Source organism: Novosphingobium sp. TCA1 (genome assembly GCF_009811895.1).
Classification (GTDB): Bacteria; Pseudomonadota; Alphaproteobacteria; order Sphingomonadales; family Sphingomonadaceae; genus Novosphingobium; species Novosphingobium panipatense_A.
Genome location: NZ_BLJH01000019.1, coordinates 39,170 through 56,296 on the forward strand (window position 1 = coordinate 39,170; position 17,127 = coordinate 56,296).

Sequence of the window (17,127 nt, forward strand, 5' to 3'; positions counted from 1 at the left end):
GGCGGTCATATCCCGCTGCCGCCCTTTTGGGCAGCGCACAGGGAAAACCGTGGGCCAGTCTCGGTAATTGCCCCGATAGGGGCTCAGGCGGGTAAGGGCGCATGATCCGTCCTGTCGCCGCTGCGGCGGCGCTGGGAACGGAGGCTCGCCGTGCAGGATCAATCGTGGAAAGTGTTCACCGGGGCCAGCTTCCTGCTGCTCGCCTGCGCCGTGGTGCCCCACGCCTGGAGCCAGGATCCGACGCCCCCTGCGCCTCCCTCGGCTCCTGCGCCCGCCCCGGCACTTCCTGCCGATGCAGATACGCGCGATCAGGCCGTCGCGGCCTGCATGGCCGAGGCCAAGGCACGCGGAACGAAGCTGGGCGCCGTCGATGTCTCGATGCGGCAGGTGGAAGATACCGACAAGAAAAGCGACGGAAGGGCATCGGTACGTGCGCTGGTCGATGTCGTGCTGCGCAAGAAGGACGGCACCACCAAGACCGAGAAGAAGACCTTCAAGTGCGATACCCGAAACGGGGTGATCACGGCCTTCAAATACTACTGAGATGGGCTGCCATAGGGCGGACGACCGGATCCAGCATCTGGAGGAAGTGGGCGTTGCGCCGGCGATTGGCTGCGGCCAGTGCCTCCACGTCCAGTGCCGAGAACAGTTCCACACCGAAAGCATGGTCTTCCACCCAGCGAACGCGGGCCAGGTGCTCCCGATTTTCCGGCAGGCGAATGCAGACGATCTCACCGTGAAGCGGCATCGCCTCGCGCGGGGTTCCTCGCGATGCGGCGCATAGACCGTGCGGGGAGACGTTGCGGATGATGATGCCCTGCTGCGCCATGGCCTGGCGCAGCAGCAGCCCGCCGATCAGGGTGCGCTGGCGCGGCGCGCGCGGCTGGAGATGCCGGGTGGGCAACGGAGTCGCCTCGATCGGTTGCGAATCGGTCATTTCCCTTGGACCGCCATAGGCTGCCGTTTCCCTTCCGCTCGCCATTCCTGCCTCCGTAAACCCGATCCGGCGGACCGCGCCTGCGCCGGTCAGGGGAGGGCGCGGCGCGATCCTCCCTGAAGGTGCGCCCTCGCCGGTTCTCCGCAGCTTAACGGGCGATGCAGGGTATTTCCGATGGAATCGATTGCCCGGTCGGGAGCGATTTCTGAACGCGGGAAGGCTGGAAAACAGGTGGTGCGGATGTCACAGTTTCGTTGCATAATCTGCATGTAGAGACTCGGCCTCTTGCCGCGCCGCAAAAAATCCTGACATGAAGCCACGGAAATGCTGCGCCAGTACGAACTTGTCGAACGCGTGAAGGAATACGCGCCCCAGGCCGATGAGGCCCTGCTCAACCGTGCCTACGTCTATACCGTACAGAAGCACGGCACTCAGAAGCGGGCCTCGGGCGATCCCTACTTCAGCCATCCGGTGGAAGTGGCCGGCCTGATGACCGAGCTGAAGCTCGACCAGCAGACGATCATCACCGCGCTGCTCCACGATACGGTGGAAGATACGCTGGCGACCATCGACGAGATCGAGAAGCTGTTCGGCCCGGATGTCGCGCGGCTGGTGGACGGCGTCACCAAGCTCTCCAAAATCGACGTGATGACCGAGAACGAGCGTGCGGCGGAAAACCTGCGCAAGTTCCTGCTGGCCATGAGCGAGGACTTGCGCGTCCTGCTCGTCAAGCTGGCGGACCGGCTGCACAACATGCGCACGCTCCATTACATCAAGAAGGAGGACAAGCGCCGCCGCATCGCTCGCGAGACCATGGATATCTACGCCCCGCTCGCCGAGCGCGTGGGCATGTACGAATACATGCGTGAAATGCAGATGCTGGCCTTCGAGCAGTTGGAGCCCGAAGGCTACGCCACGATCACCGGCCGTCTCGCGCAGATCCGCAGCGAGGAGGGCGGGCAGGTGGACGCCATTGCCCTCGCGATCAAGCAGGCCTTGGCCGAAGCGGGCCTGAACGTCGAGGTTTCGGGCCGCGAGAAGCATCCCTATTCGATCTGGCGCAAGATGGCCGAACGCCACGTTACTTTCGAGCAGATCACCGATATCATGGCCTTCCGCGTCCTCACCGACGATGTGGACGAATGCTACAAGGCGCTCGGCGTGCTGCACCAGACCTGGCAGATGATCCCGGGCCGCTTCAAGGACTACATCTCCACGCCCAAGTCGAACGGCTACCAGTCGCTCCACACGGCGCTGATCTACGAGCGTTCGATGCGCATGGAAGTGCAGATCCGCACGCGCGAGATGCACCGGCTGAACGAATTCGGCCTCGCCGCGCACTGGGCCTACAAGCAGGGCGGCGCCAGGCCGGACGGGCAGGTCGGCTGGCTGCGCGACCTGATCGAGATCGTCGATGCCAGTCACGACGCCGAGGAACTGCTCGAGAATACCAAGATGGCGATCTACCAGGATCGCATCTTCGCCTTCACGCCCAAGGGAGCGCTGTTCCAGCTTCCCAAGGGTTCGACGGCGGTGGACTTCGCCTATGCGGTCCATACCAATCTCGGCAATGCCACCGTCGGCGCCAAGATCAACGGTCGCCACATGCCGCTGCGCACCCAGCTTGCCAACGGCGACGTGGTGGAAATCATCAAGAGCCCCACGTCGGAACCGCAGCTTTCCTGGCTCGGCTTCGTCATCACCGGCAAGGCGCGCGCCTCGATCCGCCGTGCGGTACGCGCCAAGGAACGCCAGGAAGTGGCCGAGATCGGCGCCAAGCTGCTGGACGAGATCATGGGGCGCTTGCCAGGCCGCATCGGCAAGAAGGCGATCGACGGCGCCATCCAGCGCCTGGACATGCGGGACGAGGAAGACCTGATGTTCGCGGTCGGCTCGGCCCGTCTCACCGATCGCCAGGTCATGGAGGCTCTCGTGCCGGGCAGCACCGCCGAACTCCCGGATGACAGCGACTGGGCCCATGCCGAGCGGGCGATCTCGATTCGCGGGCTTACACCGGGCGTAGGGTTCGAACTCGCCGAATGCTGCCACCCGGTTCCCGGCGACCGTATCGTCGGCATCCGGCGCCCCGACCACAAGGTGGAAGTCCACGCGATCGACTGCCTGACGCTGGCCAACGGCGGCGATGTCGACTGGCTCGATCTGTCATGGGGAGAGCGCACGACGGGCGCGGTGGGCCGTCTCAGCCTGGTGCTCTACAACCGCCCCGGCACCCTGGCGGAAGTGACGCAGATCCTGGCCTCCAACCGTGCCAACGTCACCAACCTGCAAATGGTCCAGCGCGACGAGCCTTTCGGCACTTACGAGGCCGATCTGGAAGTGAGCGACCTTGCCCACCTGACCCGCATCGTCAGCGCCCTGCGCGCCAGCGAGGCTGTGGCGGAAGCTGCGCGCATCTGACCCTGGTGGGAGGTCAGTATTCCAGGCTGACCTCCACCTCATCACCTTCCGCAAGGCTTTCGGCGCGGCGCACGGCGGCCTTGACGGGCAGCAGCCAGACCTGCCCGGTGCTGCCGTCGTCCGACTTGCTCGGGAAAACCGATGTCGCGAAGCTGGTGGTGCCGATCCGGGCCCTGACCTTCAGCGAACCGAACCCGCGCGCCGAGCCTTCGAGCTTGCGCATGATGGCCGTGCCGGAAAGCGCCTCGCCCGCCGCACCGTCGATGGTCAGGAAGTGCCAGGTGCCGCTGCCGGAGCCGCCGGTCCAGCGCCAGAGAACCCCGGTGTGATCGACCTGCTCGGTCAGCGTCACCGCGAAACCTCGCGGATCGGCACCGGCGCGTTGCAGACGTCCACGCCGCCTGCCGGGTGAACATAGAAGGTATCCTGCCGGTTGGCGCGCTTGTCGACATAGGCGGCGAAGCTGCGGCTCTCGGTGGAGAGATATTCGTAGGCGGGCAGCCCGGTCACTTCATTGCCCATGCGGATCGCGCGAATCGCCGTGCGCTCCCCGGGCGTCTTGTAGAAGCCGATTTCGCCGGTGCCGCGCGGCAGGGCGGAAAGGTTCTCGATACCGGAAATCACCCGGCCGACGATGGCCACGTTACGGTCGAGCTGGCGCGGGGCATGGCCGATCACGGCGTAAAGTTCCGCGCCGGTGCCGGTGTCGGGCGAATTGTTGCGGCCGACGCCGACGTAGCCGTAGCAATGGGTGGGCCACTGATGCGCGGCATCGCGGGCCACGGGCCAGCCTCCAACGAAGCCTGTATTCGCCGCGTAGGCATCGTGCCCGACCGACTTGTCGCCCGCCGCCTTCACCGTACCCGCAAGATTCGCGGCGTAGTCGCTTTCTGGAACCGCCGTCAGCCCCTTGGGCAGGGGCTTGGCCTTCTGCGGGTTCTCCCCCTCGGGATCGCCCCATTGCACGACGTAATTGTCCTGAACGCGGACCACGGCAATCCCGTCATACCAGCGCGCGGCGACCAGTCTGCGGATGTTCCCGACCCAGCCTTGCGAGAAGGGCGCCGGAATCAGCTGGATCACCACCCGCCGCGCCTTGCCCGCAGCATCCGGCGCAAGGTCCATCACAAGCAGGTCGGAAGGCGCGATCCGCTTCCAGTCACCGGAGGGCGCGGCCGCGACGATATCGTTCGGCGTAGGCCCCGCCGGCACGTCCTCGGCCAGGAGCGGGGCGGTCAAAAAGGCGGAAACCGCGAAGGCGGAAAAGAAATTTCGCATCGAGAGCGTGATGGCACGTCGAGACGGCTTGCGAAACCCTTCAACGCAGGCTAGGGCGCCCGCCTTACCAGTGCATGCGGAGCGGTGGCCGAGTGGTCGAAGGCGCTCGCCTGGAAAGTGAGTATACGTCAAAAGCGTATCGAGGGTTCGAATCCCTCCCGCTCCGCCAACTGCTTATCTCGAAACCTCCACAAACGTCTGTTTTCCGGGGGTTTCGTCGCGCCTGGCGTGTATGGTTTGTCCGAGATTGTCCCCGTTTGTTCTCATGTAGCCGATCTGCGATATGGCATGATCTATGGTACGCGATTCGGGGAATATGGTATGGCGATGCTGACGGACCTGAAGGTCAAGAATGCGAAGCCGAAGGACAAAGCCTACAAGCTGTCGGACGGCGGGCAACTCTTCCTGCACGTGTCGATCGCCGGGGGGCGTGTGTGGCGGATGAATTACCAGTTCGGCCGGAATGCCGAGGGCAAGCCGCGCCAGAAAACCCTGACAATTGGAAGCTACCCGGCGATCAAGCTGATCGAGGCGCGGGAGGCGCGCGACGTCGCGAAGGCGATGCTGGCCAAAGGTATCGAGCCCAAGCCCGAAGATCTGTTCGCCCGCGCAGCCCCTGAACGCGACACGCGGCCGACCTTTCGGGAGATCGGTTTAGCCTGGTACGCGCTGCAGCAGAAGCGATGGTCGACGGTCCACGCCGAGGACGTAATGGCCTCTCTTGAAGCAGACATCTTCCCGGCGCTTGGCGGTTCGCCGATCGCAGGTATCGAAGGCTTGGCAGTTCTCGCCGTCCTGCAAGCGATCGTTGATCGCGGCTCGATCGAGACAGCGCATCGAGCGCGGCAGCGTATCAGCGCGATTTTCGTCTACGGCATGGCTATGGGCGTGAATGGAAAGGATCCGGCTGCGAGCCTTGCGGTGGCGCTTCCGAAGAAACCGCGAGTGAAGGCGCAGCCTGCGATCACAGATCTCGATGCGCTTAGGCAGGTGCTGGTCGATTGCGATGCCGAGCGGTGCCGGGCGCCGACGAAGCTGGCGTTGCGGCTGCTGGCGTTAACAGCTGTCCGCCCGAACGAACTGCATGCAGCACGATGGGAGGAGTTCGAGGGTCTCGACGGCCCGGAACCGCTTTGGCGCATTCCAGCGCGGAGGATGAAGGGCGACGAGGATCGCAAGTCGGAAGAGGATGGCGACCATCTCGTGCCGCTCGCTCCGCAGGCCGTGGATGTCATCCGCGCAATGATGCCGCTGACCGGCGACATAGCGCTCGTGTTCCCATCGGACCGGCATATGCATCGGCCCATGAGTGAGAACACGCTTCGGGCGCTGCTGATCCGCGCTGGGTATTATCAGCGGCATGTGCCGCACGGTTTCCGGTCGGCCTTCTCGACGATCATGAATGAGAGGGTGGAGCGCGCTTGGCGGGCTGCGGGTCACAAGAATGCCGCACCGGACCGCGCGATTATCGACCTGATGCTTGCTCATGTGCCCAAAGACAAGGTCGAAGGGGCTTATAACCGGGCAGCTTACATGCCGCGTCGGCGCGAGATTGCCATCGAATGGGCGGACCTGCTGATGAAAGACATGTGGCCGGCAGAGATGCACATTGGCCAGCCTATGCGGTTTGCGGCGACCGGGCCGGGGCGACCCGGTCGCTGAGCGATCACGCGGCGATCTCACGCGTCCATGCGTCGATTTCGCTCTCGACCCATCGGGAACACTTAGGCCCCAGCTTCCGCTGTGACGGGAACTTGCCCTTTTCGATCAGCGCGTAGATCGTGGATCGTGACAGCGAGGTTCTGTCCATGACCTCGTTGATTCTTAAGAGCCTGATTGGCTGCTGTGCTGTCATGCTGCCAGCTTCCTTTCCTCTGTTTCCCGGCCCTCTTCGGGATAGATGATAGCAGCGCCTGCTTCATTCGCGAAAAAGTAGCTGGCGGCATTCTTGCCCGTTAGTCGGTTGTCTTCGATCCGACCCAAGCCCTTTCGCTCCAGGCTGTAAGCGGTGTGCCAGTTCCTTGCGCTCATGAGCCTGACGCTCCGACCTTGGCCAGTTGCTTCATCGCGCCCAGAAACGCGGAGCATCAGCAGCTGGGACTGCGATAACTTCATGCTGCGAGCTGCCTTTCCTTCATTGCTGCTTTTTCGCGGGGAGGGATCCAGTACGTTGGTGCAAACGGTCGACCGCTGTGATCGGAAAGCGCGGCAGCCTGTTTGTCCCACACGACCCACATGTAGTCGATCTTGCCATGATCGTAAGCCTTGCTTCCCAACTCCTCGATCATGTCGCCGGGCGGCATCGACGGACGCTCGCACAGGATCCACACGCCGATCGGCGTCTCGTCTGTGAAAAGTCGATAGCGGCCTTCGCTTGCCAGCCACTTGAGTGGCAAGAGCGCGCAGACTTTATGGGTCGCAATGGAAAGTGCCTGGCGGATGCACTTCTCCGCCAAGCCACGGACCAGCTTGCCATTCTGAAACGAGAATGGCGGATTCATGATAATCGACAGGCGTTGGGATGCTTCTAGAAGGTGGCGCTGATCGCCGAAGAAATCATGCTGCCCGAGGAAGAGCCGGTGGTCAGGATTCCGCGCATACAGGTCCGTCCCAAACGCATGGGTGAAGCCGCGCTCGGAAAGCGCCTGCGGGATATGAAGCTGGCCGCAGAAGGGATCTAGGTATGTCACGTCCGGTTCAAGCTCGACCACGTCGATCAGGCGATGGGTGACCCACTTCTCCTCGACGTACCAATCCCACGGATGACGGGTGCTGCCCTTGGGGCGGGCGGTAAGTTCGCCGGTCATGCCGCCTTCCTCCCACACCGGATCGAAGCGTCAACACCGCCAACACCGCATTCCGCGTCGCTGCTGAAATTGTCGCCAAGGTCGAGCAGCGGGCTGGTCAGCGCCGCCCGGCGCAAATCCTCGTAGCTGTATTCGGTGGTGAAGGTGCCCTTGCCGATCCTCTCCATACGAGACCACCAGAGCGGTTCGTCGGGATCGCGGCGGATCCGATGGAGCAAGACCTGATAGCCGAGCATCATGCACAGCTTGCAGTTGCCTTCCCATTCCTCCAGCCCAAGGTCGAACCTCTGCGGGAGGGTGATAGCAGCGCTCGGACCGAAATCTTTCTGGATCTGGACGGCATCGGTGGGCGTCATGTTGCCGAACCAGAACCGGCGCACGTCATCATTGGTGTGCCCAGCTCGGACCATCGGCATCACGTTCGTCCAAGGGCTCTTGCCCTCCTCGTTCTGACGGTCTTTTTTGACCGCCCGGCGCAACTCATCCGCGCGAAGTCCGATCACGTTGGTCCAGAATTTGTACCCACGCGCCTCCATGAAATTGGCGCAGACCTGAACTTTCAGATGCTGGGTGCACCAGCGGCTGACAGCGTTAGGCGTAGATTTCTTGCTGCGGATCAGCGCTTCAAACGGCTCCCCGTTGCGAGAGGCGCTGTTGTAGCCAACCTCCTCGAAACGCTGTTCGACCGGCGTGCCCTTGCGACGGTCGCGCCATTCAAGCCAGTGGATGGGTACGCCCCATCGCACTTGGCACTCATGAACGAACCGGAGCGTCTCTTCCCGCTCCCGTCCGGTGTTGCAGAACACTACATGCACATCCGGCGCGAAGGCACCGCCAGCAGCATCAAGCATCTGCTTGAGCATGTAGGCCGAAGTGCGGCCGCCAGAGAATGAGATCAGCGCCGGGCCTTCGATGTGATACGGGTGTTTCACCTGCGGTCTCCTTTTGCGCTGGAGAGCGCATGAACGATGATGAAGGGGATCGCGACAAGCGCGGCGATCAGGAACAGGGCGCGGGTGGCGCCCTTGATCGCGAGGTTGGTGCGGCGATTGCGCTCGGCGACAGGCGCGCAGGCCCGGCACGAGCAGCCGATCGGGTGGACGGCGTTGGATGTGCGAGGAGCCATGGTCAGTCGATCCCCAGCGCGGATTTGTAGGTATCGACGATGCTTTCCATCTCGTGGCGATCGTCCGGGCGCATGCGGCGGATCGCGACGATCTGTTTCATGCACTTGACGTCGTAGCCCTCGGCCTTGGCCCATTTGTATCGTTCGCTGACGTCGGCGCGCATGTCGCGGATTTCCTCTTCCATCTTCTCGATGGCTTCGATGTGGTTGCGCAGGCTGTCTGCGGCTGTGCTGCTGGTCATTGGATGCTCCTTTGGTCTCAGGCGGCGATCTGGTGGCCGCCGTGGGGCGTGTTGGCGGGGTGGCTGTTGGGCAGGCGGGGCTTGAAGATGCGGCGGCGCGTCTGTTCGCAGTGGGTGCAGATCTGCGGGTTGGTGTCGGACCATGTGCAGTCGAAGCCCTCGGCATCGAGCTGCGCGGACCATTCGTCCCATCCGCATGCCAGGCAGAGGCGCGGGTGCATGTCGGGTGGGGTGTCGCACAGCTGGCGGTAGACCGTCAGGTTGAGCCGGAACGATCGCGACATGTCCCACAGGCGCTTCACCCGGAAGCCGACCGTCTCGATCCGGTGGAAGTTGCGCTCGACGTCTGCGCGATGCTCCTTTCGGTGCCAGAAAGGGTCGGCGGCCTGCTCGATCGTCAGCCCGGCGGCCTCGCGCCGCATCCGGATGTAGTCCCACGGCATGACAATAGGCGCGGCGGGCTTGGGTTCGTCGATCATGGAAAGAAGAGAGGGAACGCTCCGCATGTTCGTCCTTTCGATTTCAGGAATTGCTGGAGGTCGCGCGCGAGCGGTCGTGGAAGACCCAGCAGCGGACCGGGGGGACGCCGTCGTTTCGGGAATTGACGGCGGTCTGTTCGATGAAACGGCGTGACTTCGAGGTCTTGAGCGCGCGGATCAGTTCGGCGTGGGTGGGCAGCGCGAGGCGCTTTTCGGCGCAGCGGGCCTCCATTTCGTTGAGGCGGACGGCGATCATGCCCTCGGCATGGCGGCGATGGTGGTTTATGTGCCCTGTGGTGGCGGCGGGATCCTCGTTCTCTTCGAGGTAGTCGAAGCGCTCCCAGAACAGGCTGACGATCGGGTCTTCGCTGTTCACGGCCAGCTGCCGCTCGGTCGCCATCTCGACGATGAGCTTGGCCGTCGCGGTCTGCTGTTCATCAGTGAGCGGCAGGAGCGCCCGGAGCGCTTCGAGGAAGGCGAGCAGCTGACCGTGGGTCTTCGCAAGACGATTCGTGCGGATCCCCGGCATGGAGAGCAGCTCGTTTTCGTATTGCGCGAAGGCCTGCCGGTAGCGGGCCATGATGTCGTTTTCGCGCTTGGCCGCGTGAACGATGAAGCCGGAGACCTTCTCGATCGGCCATTGCTCAAGCCGCTCTGCAGACGTCTTCGTGTCGGCCGACCAGCCTGCCATGTCGAAGCCGAGCGACATGATACGCTCGAGCACGGCCCGGCTCGCGTTGACCGGCTCATTCTGCTCGATGACGATCGCGCCCCGGAAGGGCGGTTCGAACGTCTCCATGCCGCCGTTCTTCACGCCGCGAGACCGGACGGTGCGCCCGTTGTACGCGGTCTTGAGTTCCTCCCACTCGAACTTGCGAGCGTGGCTGGCTTCCTCGCGGCGGTCGCCTTCGATCAGGACGACGGGCAGGTTGCCGACTTTGCCGAGATTGCGCGCCATGGCGGCGGGCGTGGCTTTGGCCGGGTCGAAGCCCTCGTAGTTTTCGCGGCCGAGCAGCTTCCAGAGAAACTCGACCAGCGTGGTCTTGCCGGTGCCGGGCAGGCCATGCATTTCGAGGAACGGGAAGCTCTTCATCTCGGCGCGGACCTGCTCGGCAAAGAGCGAGCCGAAGAAGAAGGTCAGGCAGACAAGACCCTTGGCGCCGTATGCCGTCCAGAGGTCGGCAAGCCAGCTGGTGTCGAGGTTATCGGCGTCATAGTCGATATCGAGCAGCCGCTCGGAGGTGCCCAGCTTCAGGGCCTGTTTGCCGATCTGGAAGAAGTCGTCGTCGTTCGGCTTGAACACGCGTCCGTTCGAGACGGCCAGCTGCCCGAAGACATAGGCCTTCGCCTCCCGGCAGTAGCCGGTGAAGCCGAGCGGGCGCACGTCCGGCAGGTCTGGTGTCTGGTGCTGCAGCATGCGGGTCAGCTGCTGGGCGTTGCCGGTCCAGACGCCGCCGAAGGCGAAGAGGCGATCTTCGAAGTTCGAGGCTTTGCGCAGTTGGGCAGCAGTGAAGTCACCCTTTACGGCCGGGCGCTTGCCGCTGGGGTAGCGGATGTTCAGGAAGAACTTGGTCTCGTCGGTGGCCTCGTCACGCTGCCGGTACAGGACGCGGAAGGCGCAGTTTGCGATTTCCTCGACGGCCAGCGCCTCGCGGGATGCCTCCATGCGGATCTTGGCTTCCTCGGCGCTGTCGATTTCCTTCAGCTCACGGGTGCGCCCGCGCCGGTACTCGTCGATCTTCTCCTGCACGATCGAGACGTCGATCGCGCACCAGTAGGTCCGGTTGCCGAAGTTGAAGTGGAAACTGTTCCACCGATGCTTTTCCCAGATCAGGTAGGCCTTTTCCTGCGCGGTCTCGGCCAGCAGCACCTGCCCGTGCCAGAGGTATTCGGCGCGATGCTTATCGGTCAGGCGCTCCAGCTGGAGCAGATCGTTCCAGTCGAGTTCCTTGCCGGTCTCGTCCTCGGCCATCGGCAGCGCGGCGGATGCCTCCCAGCGATCCTTGCGGGCCTGCTTGACGTAATCGCGGTTGCCCTTGGTGCCAGCAGGACCGATGTCGAAGGCGAACACGATGCGCGGGCTACGGTGGGGCCGGTCCGAGGCCGCGATATGCGTCCGCAGCTGCTTCAGGAATTCGCTGGGGTAGTTGTTGCTCGACATGGTCGAGGCGGCGCGCTGGCCTGCCTGTTCGAGCGCCCAGGCGTTGAAGATGCCTTCCGCGAACCAGATGCTGTCCGCATTGGCGAAGTCTTCCATGGAGACGTCTGGCCGCGACCATGCCTGCCCCTTGTAGGGCCTGCGCGGCGCGAAGTGCGCTTTGCGATCGAACCGGCCGGGCTGGTCGATTAGGCGCTCCCACCAGCTGCCGCCGGGCAGGGGAAAGCGCACCGTGGCAGAGCCGACATTGCGGGCCTCGTCGCGGAAATACTCCTGGGAGTAGGCGTCGCGCATGCCCATAAGGTTGAGGCCGCGGGCGTCGGTCAGATAGGCATCAGCCGCCGCGTTCGGGTTCTGCGGCGTCTTCTTGAACCGCTTTGACCACGTGTCGAAGATCTCGGGATAGAGATCGCGGACAGAGCCTTCCCAACCGCAGCGGTTGGCCCGGCCGCACTTGAGCACCCACGGGCTATCCGAACGGGTGTAGACCTCACGCCCGTCGCACTCGGGGCACTTGCCGCCCTGAAGCCACTCGCCCTGATCCTTCTTCCACTGGAAGTCGGTTTTCAGGAGCGGCATCAGTTCGCGGCGGATATCGTCTCGCATCTGCATGGGAAATTCAGATCTTTCGGGAAGGTCAGGCGGGCGTCAGGGCTTCGCGGGGATAGATTTGGACTTCGGGAAGGCGGCCGCTGCCGCGCCAGACCTCCACGAAGCCCCGGCGGTGCTGCCGCATGACGCTGGGGGTAAGGACGAGGCCGGTCTCGATGGCGGGCACCCAGCCATTGGGCGTCCAGCGCTCCGAAGAGATGATCACCGACTGACCGATGAAGAATGCGGGGCGGCGCGCGCTCATGCTGGCACCATGGTCCAGAGCACGGCGAAGGCGGTGAGCAGCACCGGCGCGGCGGCGGCGAGAGCCAGAACGTCGTTCCGGACCTCGCGCGGCGCGGACCGCCACAGGTTGCGCCAGGCGGCGAACGTCGAGGGCTTCGAAGCGGTAGCAGCGGGCCGCGCGGGGGCAACGGTGCGGAACTGGCTGGACGGGATGTGCAGCATGGGATGGCTCCGGTGGAGTGCAGGAAAAGGGCAAAGCGGGGGCGTTCCCGGAAGCGAGCCGGGCGAAAGGCATTCGGAAGTGTCAGGTCAGGCCAGCGCGGCCTTCAGGTCAGGTGCCGGCGGCGCTGGTTTCCGGCTCTGAGCCGTTATCGTTGTCGGCGCGGTCGTTCGCGGCCGGGCGCCACTGCGTCATCGGCAGGGTGTGCAGCGGGGTCGGATAGCTGCTGGCGCGGACCGTGCGGACGGCCTGCATCTCGACGACGAACCGGTGTCCGCAGACATCGGGGTTCCGGCAGTCGTAATAGACCTCGCGGAATGTCGCGCTCGACTTGCCGGAAGACCGCGCAAAAGCGCGACCGCCGCAAGCCGGGCAGGTGACGTGTGGAAGTTTCGCGTGACGTGACATGCTAGATTTGCCCCCTAGCTTCGGCCCCGGCGCCATTGCCGGGCAGAAGTGCTTTCAGCCGACCGAGAAGGCGCGGAACAATCGCGTCAGCTTCCTCGGTCTCGAGAATGGCGGCCTGTATCATCGCGGGCGAGGCGCCCGGCGCGAGGGCCTGAATGCAGCGGCCGACAGCATCGCCAGCTTCGCGGGAGAATAGGGCCACGTCGTCTGCCAGCGCCGTGCGGCAGGCGACGGCATTGACCATCGCGACTTCCAGTTGCAGCGCATAACAGGAGTGGATTGGGCCATGGTCGCCGCCTGCTTCGATGAAGGCGCGGTCGAGGGCGATGGCCTGATCGAGGGTCGGCGTTCCGTGACGGTCGCTTTCGCTCCAGTGGCGGACGGTCCGGATCGAGCGGCCGGTAACCTTGGCGGCGGCCTCCCACCCGATCTTGCCGCAGACCGTGGTGATGGCGAGGGAGAATGACAGCGGGGTTCGCAGCTTCGTCATGCGATATCCTTCCGTTGCGCTTTTGCGGGGTGATCGCAAACGACAGGATCCACCCGCGTCGATAGAACGGGTCCACACTCTTCAGTGTAGTCTGGTTCTTCAATTACAAGCGAAAGTGGATAAATGTCGGGGCGGAGCAGATGAGGCGACACCCCGGTCGCCGATGAAACAGTGAGCACTTGCTCGGCGGGAAGACGCTTTCCGCTTTGCAGCCACTTCCACACAGCAGCCTGAGATACCTTGCAAAGGCGCGCGGTTGCCGACTGGCCGCCTGCGATGGCTACTGCCAGTTCCAATGCCTCAAACGGTGTCAGATCTTGCCTCATGAGGACTACCTACAACCCGAGTTGTGGGCATGTCAACGCATCAAATTACCTTTTCGTCGATAACCAAAGTTGTAGGTACGCAGCATGATCAAGAGCGACCGTGTAGCTGAGCGAATGCGTGAACTGGGAATGTCTCAGTCTGCCCTTGCGCGTGAGGTTGGGGTGACACAGCAGACCATCGGCAAGGTCGTTACTGGGCAGTCCGCAAATTCGTCCCATTTGCACAAGATCGCTCGCGTCCTGCAGACTTCTGCCGCCTATTTGACCGGTGAGATCGATGATCCCCGGGAGGACGCGTTTATCCCGCCGACGCCAGCGGAGATCGCGGCGCAGATGGGTCTGATCAAGGTGGAAGAGATCGACCTATCGATCGGGATGGGGCTTGGCTTCCTCGACGAGAACGCGATGGAGCGCGTAGATCGCTGGATTCCGGAAGACTGGGTGCGCAACTTCACCCATTCCGCAGCGGCACACCTGACGATCGTGAAGCCGCAGGGCGACAGTATGTACCCGACGATCAACGACCGCGACATCGTGATGATCGACCGATCGCAGCGCATCATCGACCGGCAGGAAGGCATCTGGGCGCTGAATTACGGCGGGCTGGGCACGATCAAGCGCGTCCGGGTGCTGCCGGATGGAAAATACAAGCTGATGGCTGACAATCCGCAGGTGCCACCGGAAGTCGCTGCAGATGGGGAACTTTCCGTCATCGGCCGCGTAGCGGGCGTATTCCGCCGCACCTGACCATCGACCATGACTTCGATTCCTGAAATGTCTTTCGCGGTCGTGGGCGCCGCGCACCCGAATGCTGACGGTTCCAATCGCCAGTTCGAGATACTGCTGTGCCATGCAGGCGAGCCGGTGACGTTGGTGCCCGAGCCGCGTAACCCGCACGATCGCCATGCTGTCGCGGTCTATTCCTGCCGCGACGTCCAGCTTGGCTATATCAGCGCCGATCGCGCGCGCCAATTTGGCACGCAGTTCGGGGGCGACCTCGTTCGGGCAGTTTTCCAGCGGCGCGCAGCTTTCGGCGCATGGGTGCGCGTTGGTTTCGACGGCAAAGAGCCGCATCTCACAAGCGCGATGCTCGCAGAGCCTGTCGCGCAGGCTGACGCGCCGATTGATGAAGATCCGGGGTTCTACCCGGATGAGATTTGGCCGGACGATTGATCTCGTTCCGCAGGCGATGTGCTGCGGGAAGTACCAAAGGGGGCAAAATGCGCGATTTTCTGGCTGGTTTTACGCTGGTGGCATGCGTGGTGACATTGGCAGTCTCGATTATTGCGCTTGTTAAACCCATGCCGCGATTAGGTATGGGCACACGCAAGCAGACGCTTCGCGGTTTTCTAGCGGCGCTCGGTCTGTTTGTCGTTACGCTGATCGTCATACCGGCACCCTCAGATGAGAAGCGGGTTCCGGTCGCAACGGCGGATGCCATCGCGCCCAAATCTGCGCCTAGCGCGTCAGGCAAGCCGTCTGGGGGTCCTGTTCTTTCGGAAGAGCAGGATTATGCCGTCACTCTTGCCCGGCTCGTTGTGATGCAAACGATCAACTGCCAAGGCGATGTGGATTTGACGCAGGAGAAAATCAACAAGGTTGCTGAGGGCAGAGCGCAGCCGATTGACGCTTACGATGAGGCGAAGCGCGGCGAGAAAGCATGCAAAGGCACGGTAGACGAACTGATGCGCGCGGACCTTTTCGAGGACATTCCGGCTCCTCAGCGCGCGAGCGCGAAGGCGGCGGTGACTGCGTGCACCGATTCAGCGAGAAGTCGAGTTGCGGCGATGGCGCTAGCTCAGAAAATTCTGGATGGAGACCACTCTCTCGGAAGCATGTCGCTATATCGCGAACTTCGCAGCACCGGCAAAAGCGATGAACTCGACTGCCGAAATAGGTTGCTGGATTTCACGGCCAACATGCACATTCCCGAAACCGAGGTCGAATTCGTACATCCATGAAGCAATGGTGGCGGCAGTTACGGTGCGGTCTCCATCCTTAGATCCGATGTGAAGCCACCGCGATTGTCCAGACGGTGCGTTACCTCTGAAATCAGCCAAGTCGTCCTGTCGATTTCATCCTTGAAGCCTGCCGCATTTACGCGGGCTTCGGGGATGGCATCAGGGCGGCCGAGTGCTAGCCGAATATCGAAAGTGGCTGGCGCGCGTTTCAAGCGGTCGCGCTCGGCGACTGCGGCGCGCTTGGCGGACGCCTCGTCGGGGTAGACCTTCCGGATTCTCTTCGCGCCATCTTCCTTGCCCACGGTGAAGGTCTTGCGTTTCGCGGCCTTCTTGTCGTGCCAGCTGGCGGTAACGCCCTGCTGACCGTCGCGCTTCTGGCGCTGCCAGTTGTGGCCATCGCCGCTCGCGCGCGTGATCGTCAGCGTGGGCAGGGCCTTGCCGGTGCTGGTCTGCCCGGCGCCCTTTGGCGCGAAAATCAGGTTCTTGTTCTTGATCGTGGCAACAGCATCGTGTTCGCGGCCGAGGCGGCGAAGGAAGGCGATATCGCTCTCCCGGCTCTGACTGATCGAGGGCAGTTCGATAGAGGCGAGCGAGGCGGTGATGCGCGCCGTAAGCCCGTTCCGCCCGGCGACGTCGCGCAGGACGTCGCCGAGCGTCGTCTTCTTCCACGACTTGGACCGGCGGTTGCGGATGGCGCTGGTGAAGTCCGCCGCGCGCGCCCGAATCGTAATCTGATCCGGCGGGCCGCTGTGCTGGACGTCGTCCACCTTGAAGCTGCCCTTGTCGATCAGGCCCACCGTGACATCGTGGCCCTGCTTCCAGCCCAGCTGGAGCTTGAGCACGGCACCTTCCTTGGGGATGGCGAGCATGCCGTCCGTGTCGCTCAGCACGATGTCCAGCTGGTCGGCTTCGTCACCGCGCTTCTCCGACAGGGTGAGCGACACCAGGCGCGGATTGATCCGGTCGGACAGGTCCTTGCCGTCCAGCGTCACGCGCCAGTCGGCCATGTTGTTTATGGCTTCGCTCATGCCGCGGCTTCCGTGGAGTTAGTCGGCGCGGGGTCATCTACGCGCAAGAGGTCGATACCGAAGTCGATCCGACGGGGGGTGCCGTCCGCCATCAGCACGGCATGGCGCTCGTCGATCGCGGTGATGACGTAGTTGCCGAACACGGCGCCGTTGCCGCTGACGAGCGGCAACGCTTCGCCCGCGTCCGCCATTTCGCGCAGTTCGTCGAGGGAGACGCGGCCATCGGCGATCTCGGTATACACCGCGCCCGACAGGCTGATCGTCTCATCGCCGGGACCGACGAACTGCGTGGCGTCGCGCGCCCCGACGCGGCCCGAGCGGGCATGGCGCCAGTCGGTCTTGCGCTGCAATTCATCGGGGCCGAGCGTTCCGATCTCGAACAGGAACATGCCAAGGGCGAGCAGATGCATGG

General features: G+C 63.4%; 24 protein-coding genes and 1 tRNA gene. 7 read left to right on the forward strand and 18 right to left on the reverse strand.

Going from position 1 to position 17,127, the window contains the following annotated elements:
• Positions 1-150 precede the first annotated feature (150 nt).
• On the forward strand, positions 151-543 hold the full coding sequence (locus NTCA1_RS19285; protein WP_236549469.1) for a hypothetical protein: 393 nt from the start codon (positions 151-153) through the stop codon (positions 541-543).
• Here NTCA1_RS19285 and NTCA1_RS19290 read toward each other — a convergent pair.
• Positions 530-937 carry a hypothetical protein gene (locus tag NTCA1_RS19290; RefSeq protein ID WP_159831489.1) on the reverse strand — a complete coding sequence of 136 codons (408 nt, stop codon included), beginning with the start codon at positions 935-937 and terminating at the stop codon, positions 530-532. The genes NTCA1_RS19285 and NTCA1_RS19290 overlap by 14 nt on opposite strands.
• 324 nt (positions 938-1,261) lie before the next feature.
• Between NTCA1_RS19290 and NTCA1_RS19295 the strand changes: the two genes are divergently transcribed.
• Positions 1,262-3,355, forward strand: coding sequence for a bifunctional (p)ppGpp synthetase/guanosine-3',5'-bis(diphosphate) 3'-pyrophosphohydrolase (locus NTCA1_RS19295; protein WP_133083469.1), 2,094 nt, complete (start codon positions 1,262-1,264; stop codon positions 3,353-3,355).
• A 13-nt stretch (positions 3,356-3,368) separates the two neighbouring features.
• On the opposite strand, the gene NTCA1_RS19300 is transcribed toward NTCA1_RS19295, so the two are convergent.
• Together NTCA1_RS19300 and NTCA1_RS19305 are read right to left on the reverse strand one after the other, a co-directional pair.
• Positions 3,369-3,707: a DUF1905 domain-containing protein gene (locus NTCA1_RS19300; RefSeq protein ID WP_374705206.1), complete on the reverse strand. Its 339-nt coding sequence runs from the start codon at positions 3,705-3,707 to the stop codon at positions 3,369-3,371.
• Positions 3,704-4,633, reverse strand: coding sequence for a peptidylprolyl isomerase (locus tag NTCA1_RS19305; protein WP_159831490.1), 930 nt, complete (start codon positions 4,631-4,633; stop codon positions 3,704-3,706). Before NTCA1_RS19305 ends, NTCA1_RS19300 begins: the two co-directional genes overlap by 4 nt.
• A gap of 78 nt (positions 4,634-4,711) precedes the next feature.
• Here NTCA1_RS19305 and NTCA1_RS19310 point away from each other — a divergent pair.
• Positions 4,712-4,802 (forward strand) — tRNA-Ser (locus NTCA1_RS19310).
• Positions 4,803-4,954: 152 nt separating this feature from the next.
• The gene (locus NTCA1_RS19315) at positions 4,955-6,295 is read left to right on the forward strand and encodes an integrase arm-type DNA-binding domain-containing protein (protein WP_306439306.1); all 1,341 of its coding nucleotides are present in this window, start codon (positions 4,955-4,957) and stop codon (positions 6,293-6,295) included.
• 4 nt (positions 6,296-6,299) lie between these two features.
• Here NTCA1_RS19315 and NTCA1_RS19320 read toward each other — a convergent pair whose 3' ends face one another.
• The 13 genes from NTCA1_RS19320 to NTCA1_RS19380 form a co-directional block, all read right to left on the reverse strand.
• Positions 6,300-6,488 (reverse strand): AlpA family transcriptional regulator, encoded by a 189-nt coding sequence (locus NTCA1_RS19320; protein WP_159831491.1) that lies wholly within the window; start codon positions 6,486-6,488, stop codon positions 6,300-6,302.
• Entirely contained in the window at positions 6,485-6,664 is a 180-nt protein-coding gene (locus NTCA1_RS19325) for a hypothetical protein (protein ID WP_159831492.1), read from the reverse strand. Before NTCA1_RS19325 ends, NTCA1_RS19320 begins: the two co-directional genes overlap by 4 nt.
• 80 nt (positions 6,665-6,744) lie before the next feature.
• Positions 6,745-7,440 carry a hypothetical protein gene (locus NTCA1_RS19330; protein ID WP_159831493.1) on the reverse strand — a complete coding sequence of 232 codons (696 nt, stop codon included), beginning with the start codon at positions 7,438-7,440 and terminating at the stop codon, positions 6,745-6,747.
• Complete coding sequence (locus tag NTCA1_RS19335; RefSeq protein WP_159831494.1) at positions 7,437-8,372, reverse strand: phosphoadenosine phosphosulfate reductase family protein; 936 nt, start codon at positions 8,370-8,372, stop codon at positions 7,437-7,439. The genes NTCA1_RS19330 and NTCA1_RS19335 overlap by 4 nt, the downstream gene beginning before the upstream one ends.
• Positions 8,369-8,566, reverse strand: coding sequence for a hypothetical protein (locus tag NTCA1_RS19340; protein WP_159831495.1), 198 nt, complete (start codon positions 8,564-8,566; stop codon positions 8,369-8,371). Before NTCA1_RS19340 ends, NTCA1_RS19335 begins: the two co-directional genes overlap by 4 nt.
• Before the next feature lie 2 nt (positions 8,567-8,568).
• On the reverse strand, positions 8,569-8,808 hold the full coding sequence (locus NTCA1_RS19345) for a DUF2312 domain-containing protein (protein ID WP_159831496.1): 240 nt from the start codon (positions 8,806-8,808) through the stop codon (positions 8,569-8,571).
• Positions 8,809-8,825: 17 nt separating this feature from the next.
• A complete protein-coding gene (locus tag NTCA1_RS19350; RefSeq protein WP_159831497.1) occupies positions 8,826-9,314 on the reverse strand; it encodes a hypothetical protein in 489 nt (162 codons plus the stop codon).
• A gap of 16 nt (positions 9,315-9,330) precedes the next feature.
• Entirely contained in the window at positions 9,331-12,057 is a 2,727-nt protein-coding gene (locus NTCA1_RS19355; protein WP_159831498.1) for a toprim domain-containing protein, read from the reverse strand.
• Between the two features lie 25 nt (positions 12,058-12,082).
• The gene (locus NTCA1_RS19360) at positions 12,083-12,301 is read right to left on the reverse strand and encodes a hypothetical protein (protein ID WP_159831499.1); all 219 of its coding nucleotides are present in this window, start codon (positions 12,299-12,301) and stop codon (positions 12,083-12,085) included.
• On the reverse strand, positions 12,298-12,504 hold the full coding sequence (locus NTCA1_RS19365; RefSeq protein ID WP_159831500.1) for a hypothetical protein: 207 nt from the start codon (positions 12,502-12,504) through the stop codon (positions 12,298-12,300). Before NTCA1_RS19365 ends, NTCA1_RS19360 begins: the two co-directional genes overlap by 4 nt.
• A gap of 109 nt (positions 12,505-12,613) precedes the next feature.
• Entirely contained in the window at positions 12,614-12,910 is a 297-nt protein-coding gene (locus NTCA1_RS19370; RefSeq protein WP_159831501.1) for an ogr/Delta-like zinc finger family protein, read from the reverse strand.
• Position 12,911: 1 nt separating this feature from the next.
• Positions 12,912-13,400, reverse strand: a complete 489-nt coding sequence (locus tag NTCA1_RS19375) for a hypothetical protein (RefSeq protein WP_159831502.1) — start codon at positions 13,398-13,400, stop codon at positions 12,912-12,914.
• Positions 13,397-13,726, reverse strand: a complete 330-nt coding sequence (locus NTCA1_RS19380) for a YdaS family helix-turn-helix protein (protein WP_159831503.1) — start codon at positions 13,724-13,726, stop codon at positions 13,397-13,399. Before NTCA1_RS19380 ends, NTCA1_RS19375 begins: the two co-directional genes overlap by 4 nt.
• Before the next feature lie 84 nt (positions 13,727-13,810).
• On the opposite strand from NTCA1_RS19380, the gene NTCA1_RS19385 reads away from it, so the two are divergent.
• The 3 genes from NTCA1_RS19385 to NTCA1_RS19395 are packed head-to-tail and all read left to right on the forward strand — an operon-like array spanning position 13,811 to position 15,687.
• A complete protein-coding gene (locus NTCA1_RS19385) occupies positions 13,811-14,473 on the forward strand; it encodes a LexA family transcriptional regulator (RefSeq protein WP_159831504.1) in 663 nt (220 codons plus the stop codon).
• 27 nt (positions 14,474-14,500) lie between these two features.
• A complete protein-coding gene (locus tag NTCA1_RS19390; RefSeq protein ID WP_159831505.1) occupies positions 14,501-14,899 on the forward strand; it encodes an HIRAN domain-containing protein in 399 nt (132 codons plus the stop codon).
• A 47-nt stretch (positions 14,900-14,946) separates the two neighbouring features.
• The gene (locus NTCA1_RS19395; protein WP_159831506.1) at positions 14,947-15,687 is read left to right on the forward strand and encodes a hypothetical protein; all 741 of its coding nucleotides are present in this window, start codon (positions 14,947-14,949) and stop codon (positions 15,685-15,687) included.
• Positions 15,688-15,704: 17 nt separating this feature from the next.
• Here NTCA1_RS19395 and NTCA1_RS19400 read toward each other — a convergent pair whose 3' ends face one another.
• Entirely contained in the window at positions 15,705-16,715 is a 1,011-nt protein-coding gene (locus tag NTCA1_RS19400; protein WP_159831507.1) for a contractile injection system protein, VgrG/Pvc8 family, read from the reverse strand.
• The gene (locus NTCA1_RS19405; protein ID WP_159831508.1) at positions 16,712-17,125 is read right to left on the reverse strand and encodes a phage tail protein; all 414 of its coding nucleotides are present in this window, start codon (positions 17,123-17,125) and stop codon (positions 16,712-16,714) included. The genes NTCA1_RS19400 and NTCA1_RS19405 overlap by 4 nt, the downstream gene beginning before the upstream one ends.
• Positions 17,126-17,127: the final 2 nt, after the last annotated feature.

What these genes read in the sequence shown, in the direction of transcription:
- NTCA1_RS19380 (WP_159831503.1), bottom strand. Translation starts at nt 13,726, where the DNA reads ATGAGGCAAGATCTGACACCGTTTGAGGCATTGGAACTGGCAGTAGCC.
- NTCA1_RS19340 (WP_159831495.1), bottom strand. Translation starts at nt 8,566, where the DNA reads ATGGCTCCTCGCACATCCAACGCCGTCCACCCGATCGGCTGCTCGTGC.
- NTCA1_RS19395 (WP_159831506.1), top strand. Translation starts at nt 14,947, where the DNA reads ATGCGCGATTTTCTGGCTGGTTTTACGCTGGTGGCATGCGTGGTGACA.
- NTCA1_RS19385 (WP_159831504.1), top strand. Translation starts at nt 13,811, where the DNA reads ATGATCAAGAGCGACCGTGTAGCTGAGCGAATGCGTGAACTGGGAATG.
- NTCA1_RS19295 (WP_133083469.1), top strand. Translation starts at nt 1,262, where the DNA reads ATGCTGCGCCAGTACGAACTTGTCGAACGCGTGAAGGAATACGCGCCC.
- NTCA1_RS19320 (WP_159831491.1), bottom strand. Translation starts at nt 6,488, where the DNA reads ATGACAGCACAGCAGCCAATCAGGCTCTTAAGAATCAACGAGGTCATG.
- NTCA1_RS19350 (WP_159831497.1), bottom strand. Translation starts at nt 9,314, where the DNA reads ATGCGGAGCGTTCCCTCTCTTCTTTCCATGATCGACGAACCCAAGCCC.
- NTCA1_RS19360 (WP_159831499.1), bottom strand. Translation starts at nt 12,301, where the DNA reads ATGAGCGCGCGCCGCCCCGCATTCTTCATCGGTCAGTCGGTGATCATC.
- NTCA1_RS19405 (WP_159831508.1), bottom strand. Translation starts at nt 17,125, where the DNA reads ATGCATCTGCTCGCCCTTGGCATGTTCCTGTTCGAGATCGGAACGCTC.
- NTCA1_RS19330 (WP_159831493.1), bottom strand. Translation starts at nt 7,440, where the DNA reads ATGACCGGCGAACTTACCGCCCGCCCCAAGGGCAGCACCCGTCATCCG.
- NTCA1_RS19400 (WP_159831507.1), bottom strand. Translation starts at nt 16,715, where the DNA reads ATGAGCGAAGCCATAAACAACATGGCCGACTGGCGCGTGACGCTGGAC.
- NTCA1_RS19355 (WP_159831498.1), bottom strand. Translation starts at nt 12,057, where the DNA reads ATGCAGATGCGAGACGATATCCGCCGCGAACTGATGCCGCTCCTGAAA.
- NTCA1_RS19375 (WP_159831502.1), bottom strand. Translation starts at nt 13,400, where the DNA reads ATGACGAAGCTGCGAACCCCGCTGTCATTCTCCCTCGCCATCACCACG.
- NTCA1_RS19325 (WP_159831492.1), bottom strand. Translation starts at nt 6,664, where the DNA reads ATGAGCGCAAGGAACTGGCACACCGCTTACAGCCTGGAGCGAAAGGGC.
- NTCA1_RS19305 (WP_159831490.1), bottom strand. Translation starts at nt 4,633, where the DNA reads ATGCGAAATTTCTTTTCCGCCTTCGCGGTTTCCGCCTTTTTGACCGCC.
- NTCA1_RS19290 (WP_159831489.1), bottom strand. Translation starts at nt 937, where the DNA reads ATGACCGATTCGCAACCGATCGAGGCGACTCCGTTGCCCACCCGGCAT.
- NTCA1_RS19390 (WP_159831505.1), top strand. Translation starts at nt 14,501, where the DNA reads ATGTCTTTCGCGGTCGTGGGCGCCGCGCACCCGAATGCTGACGGTTCC.
- NTCA1_RS19370 (WP_159831501.1), bottom strand. Translation starts at nt 12,910, where the DNA reads ATGTCACGTCACGCGAAACTTCCACACGTCACCTGCCCGGCTTGCGGC.
- NTCA1_RS19365 (WP_159831500.1), bottom strand. Translation starts at nt 12,504, where the DNA reads ATGCTGCACATCCCGTCCAGCCAGTTCCGCACCGTTGCCCCCGCGCGG.
- NTCA1_RS19345 (WP_159831496.1), bottom strand. Translation starts at nt 8,808, where the DNA reads ATGACCAGCAGCACAGCCGCAGACAGCCTGCGCAACCACATCGAAGCC.
- NTCA1_RS19315 (WP_306439306.1), top strand. Translation starts at nt 4,955, where the DNA reads ATGGCGATGCTGACGGACCTGAAGGTCAAGAATGCGAAGCCGAAGGAC.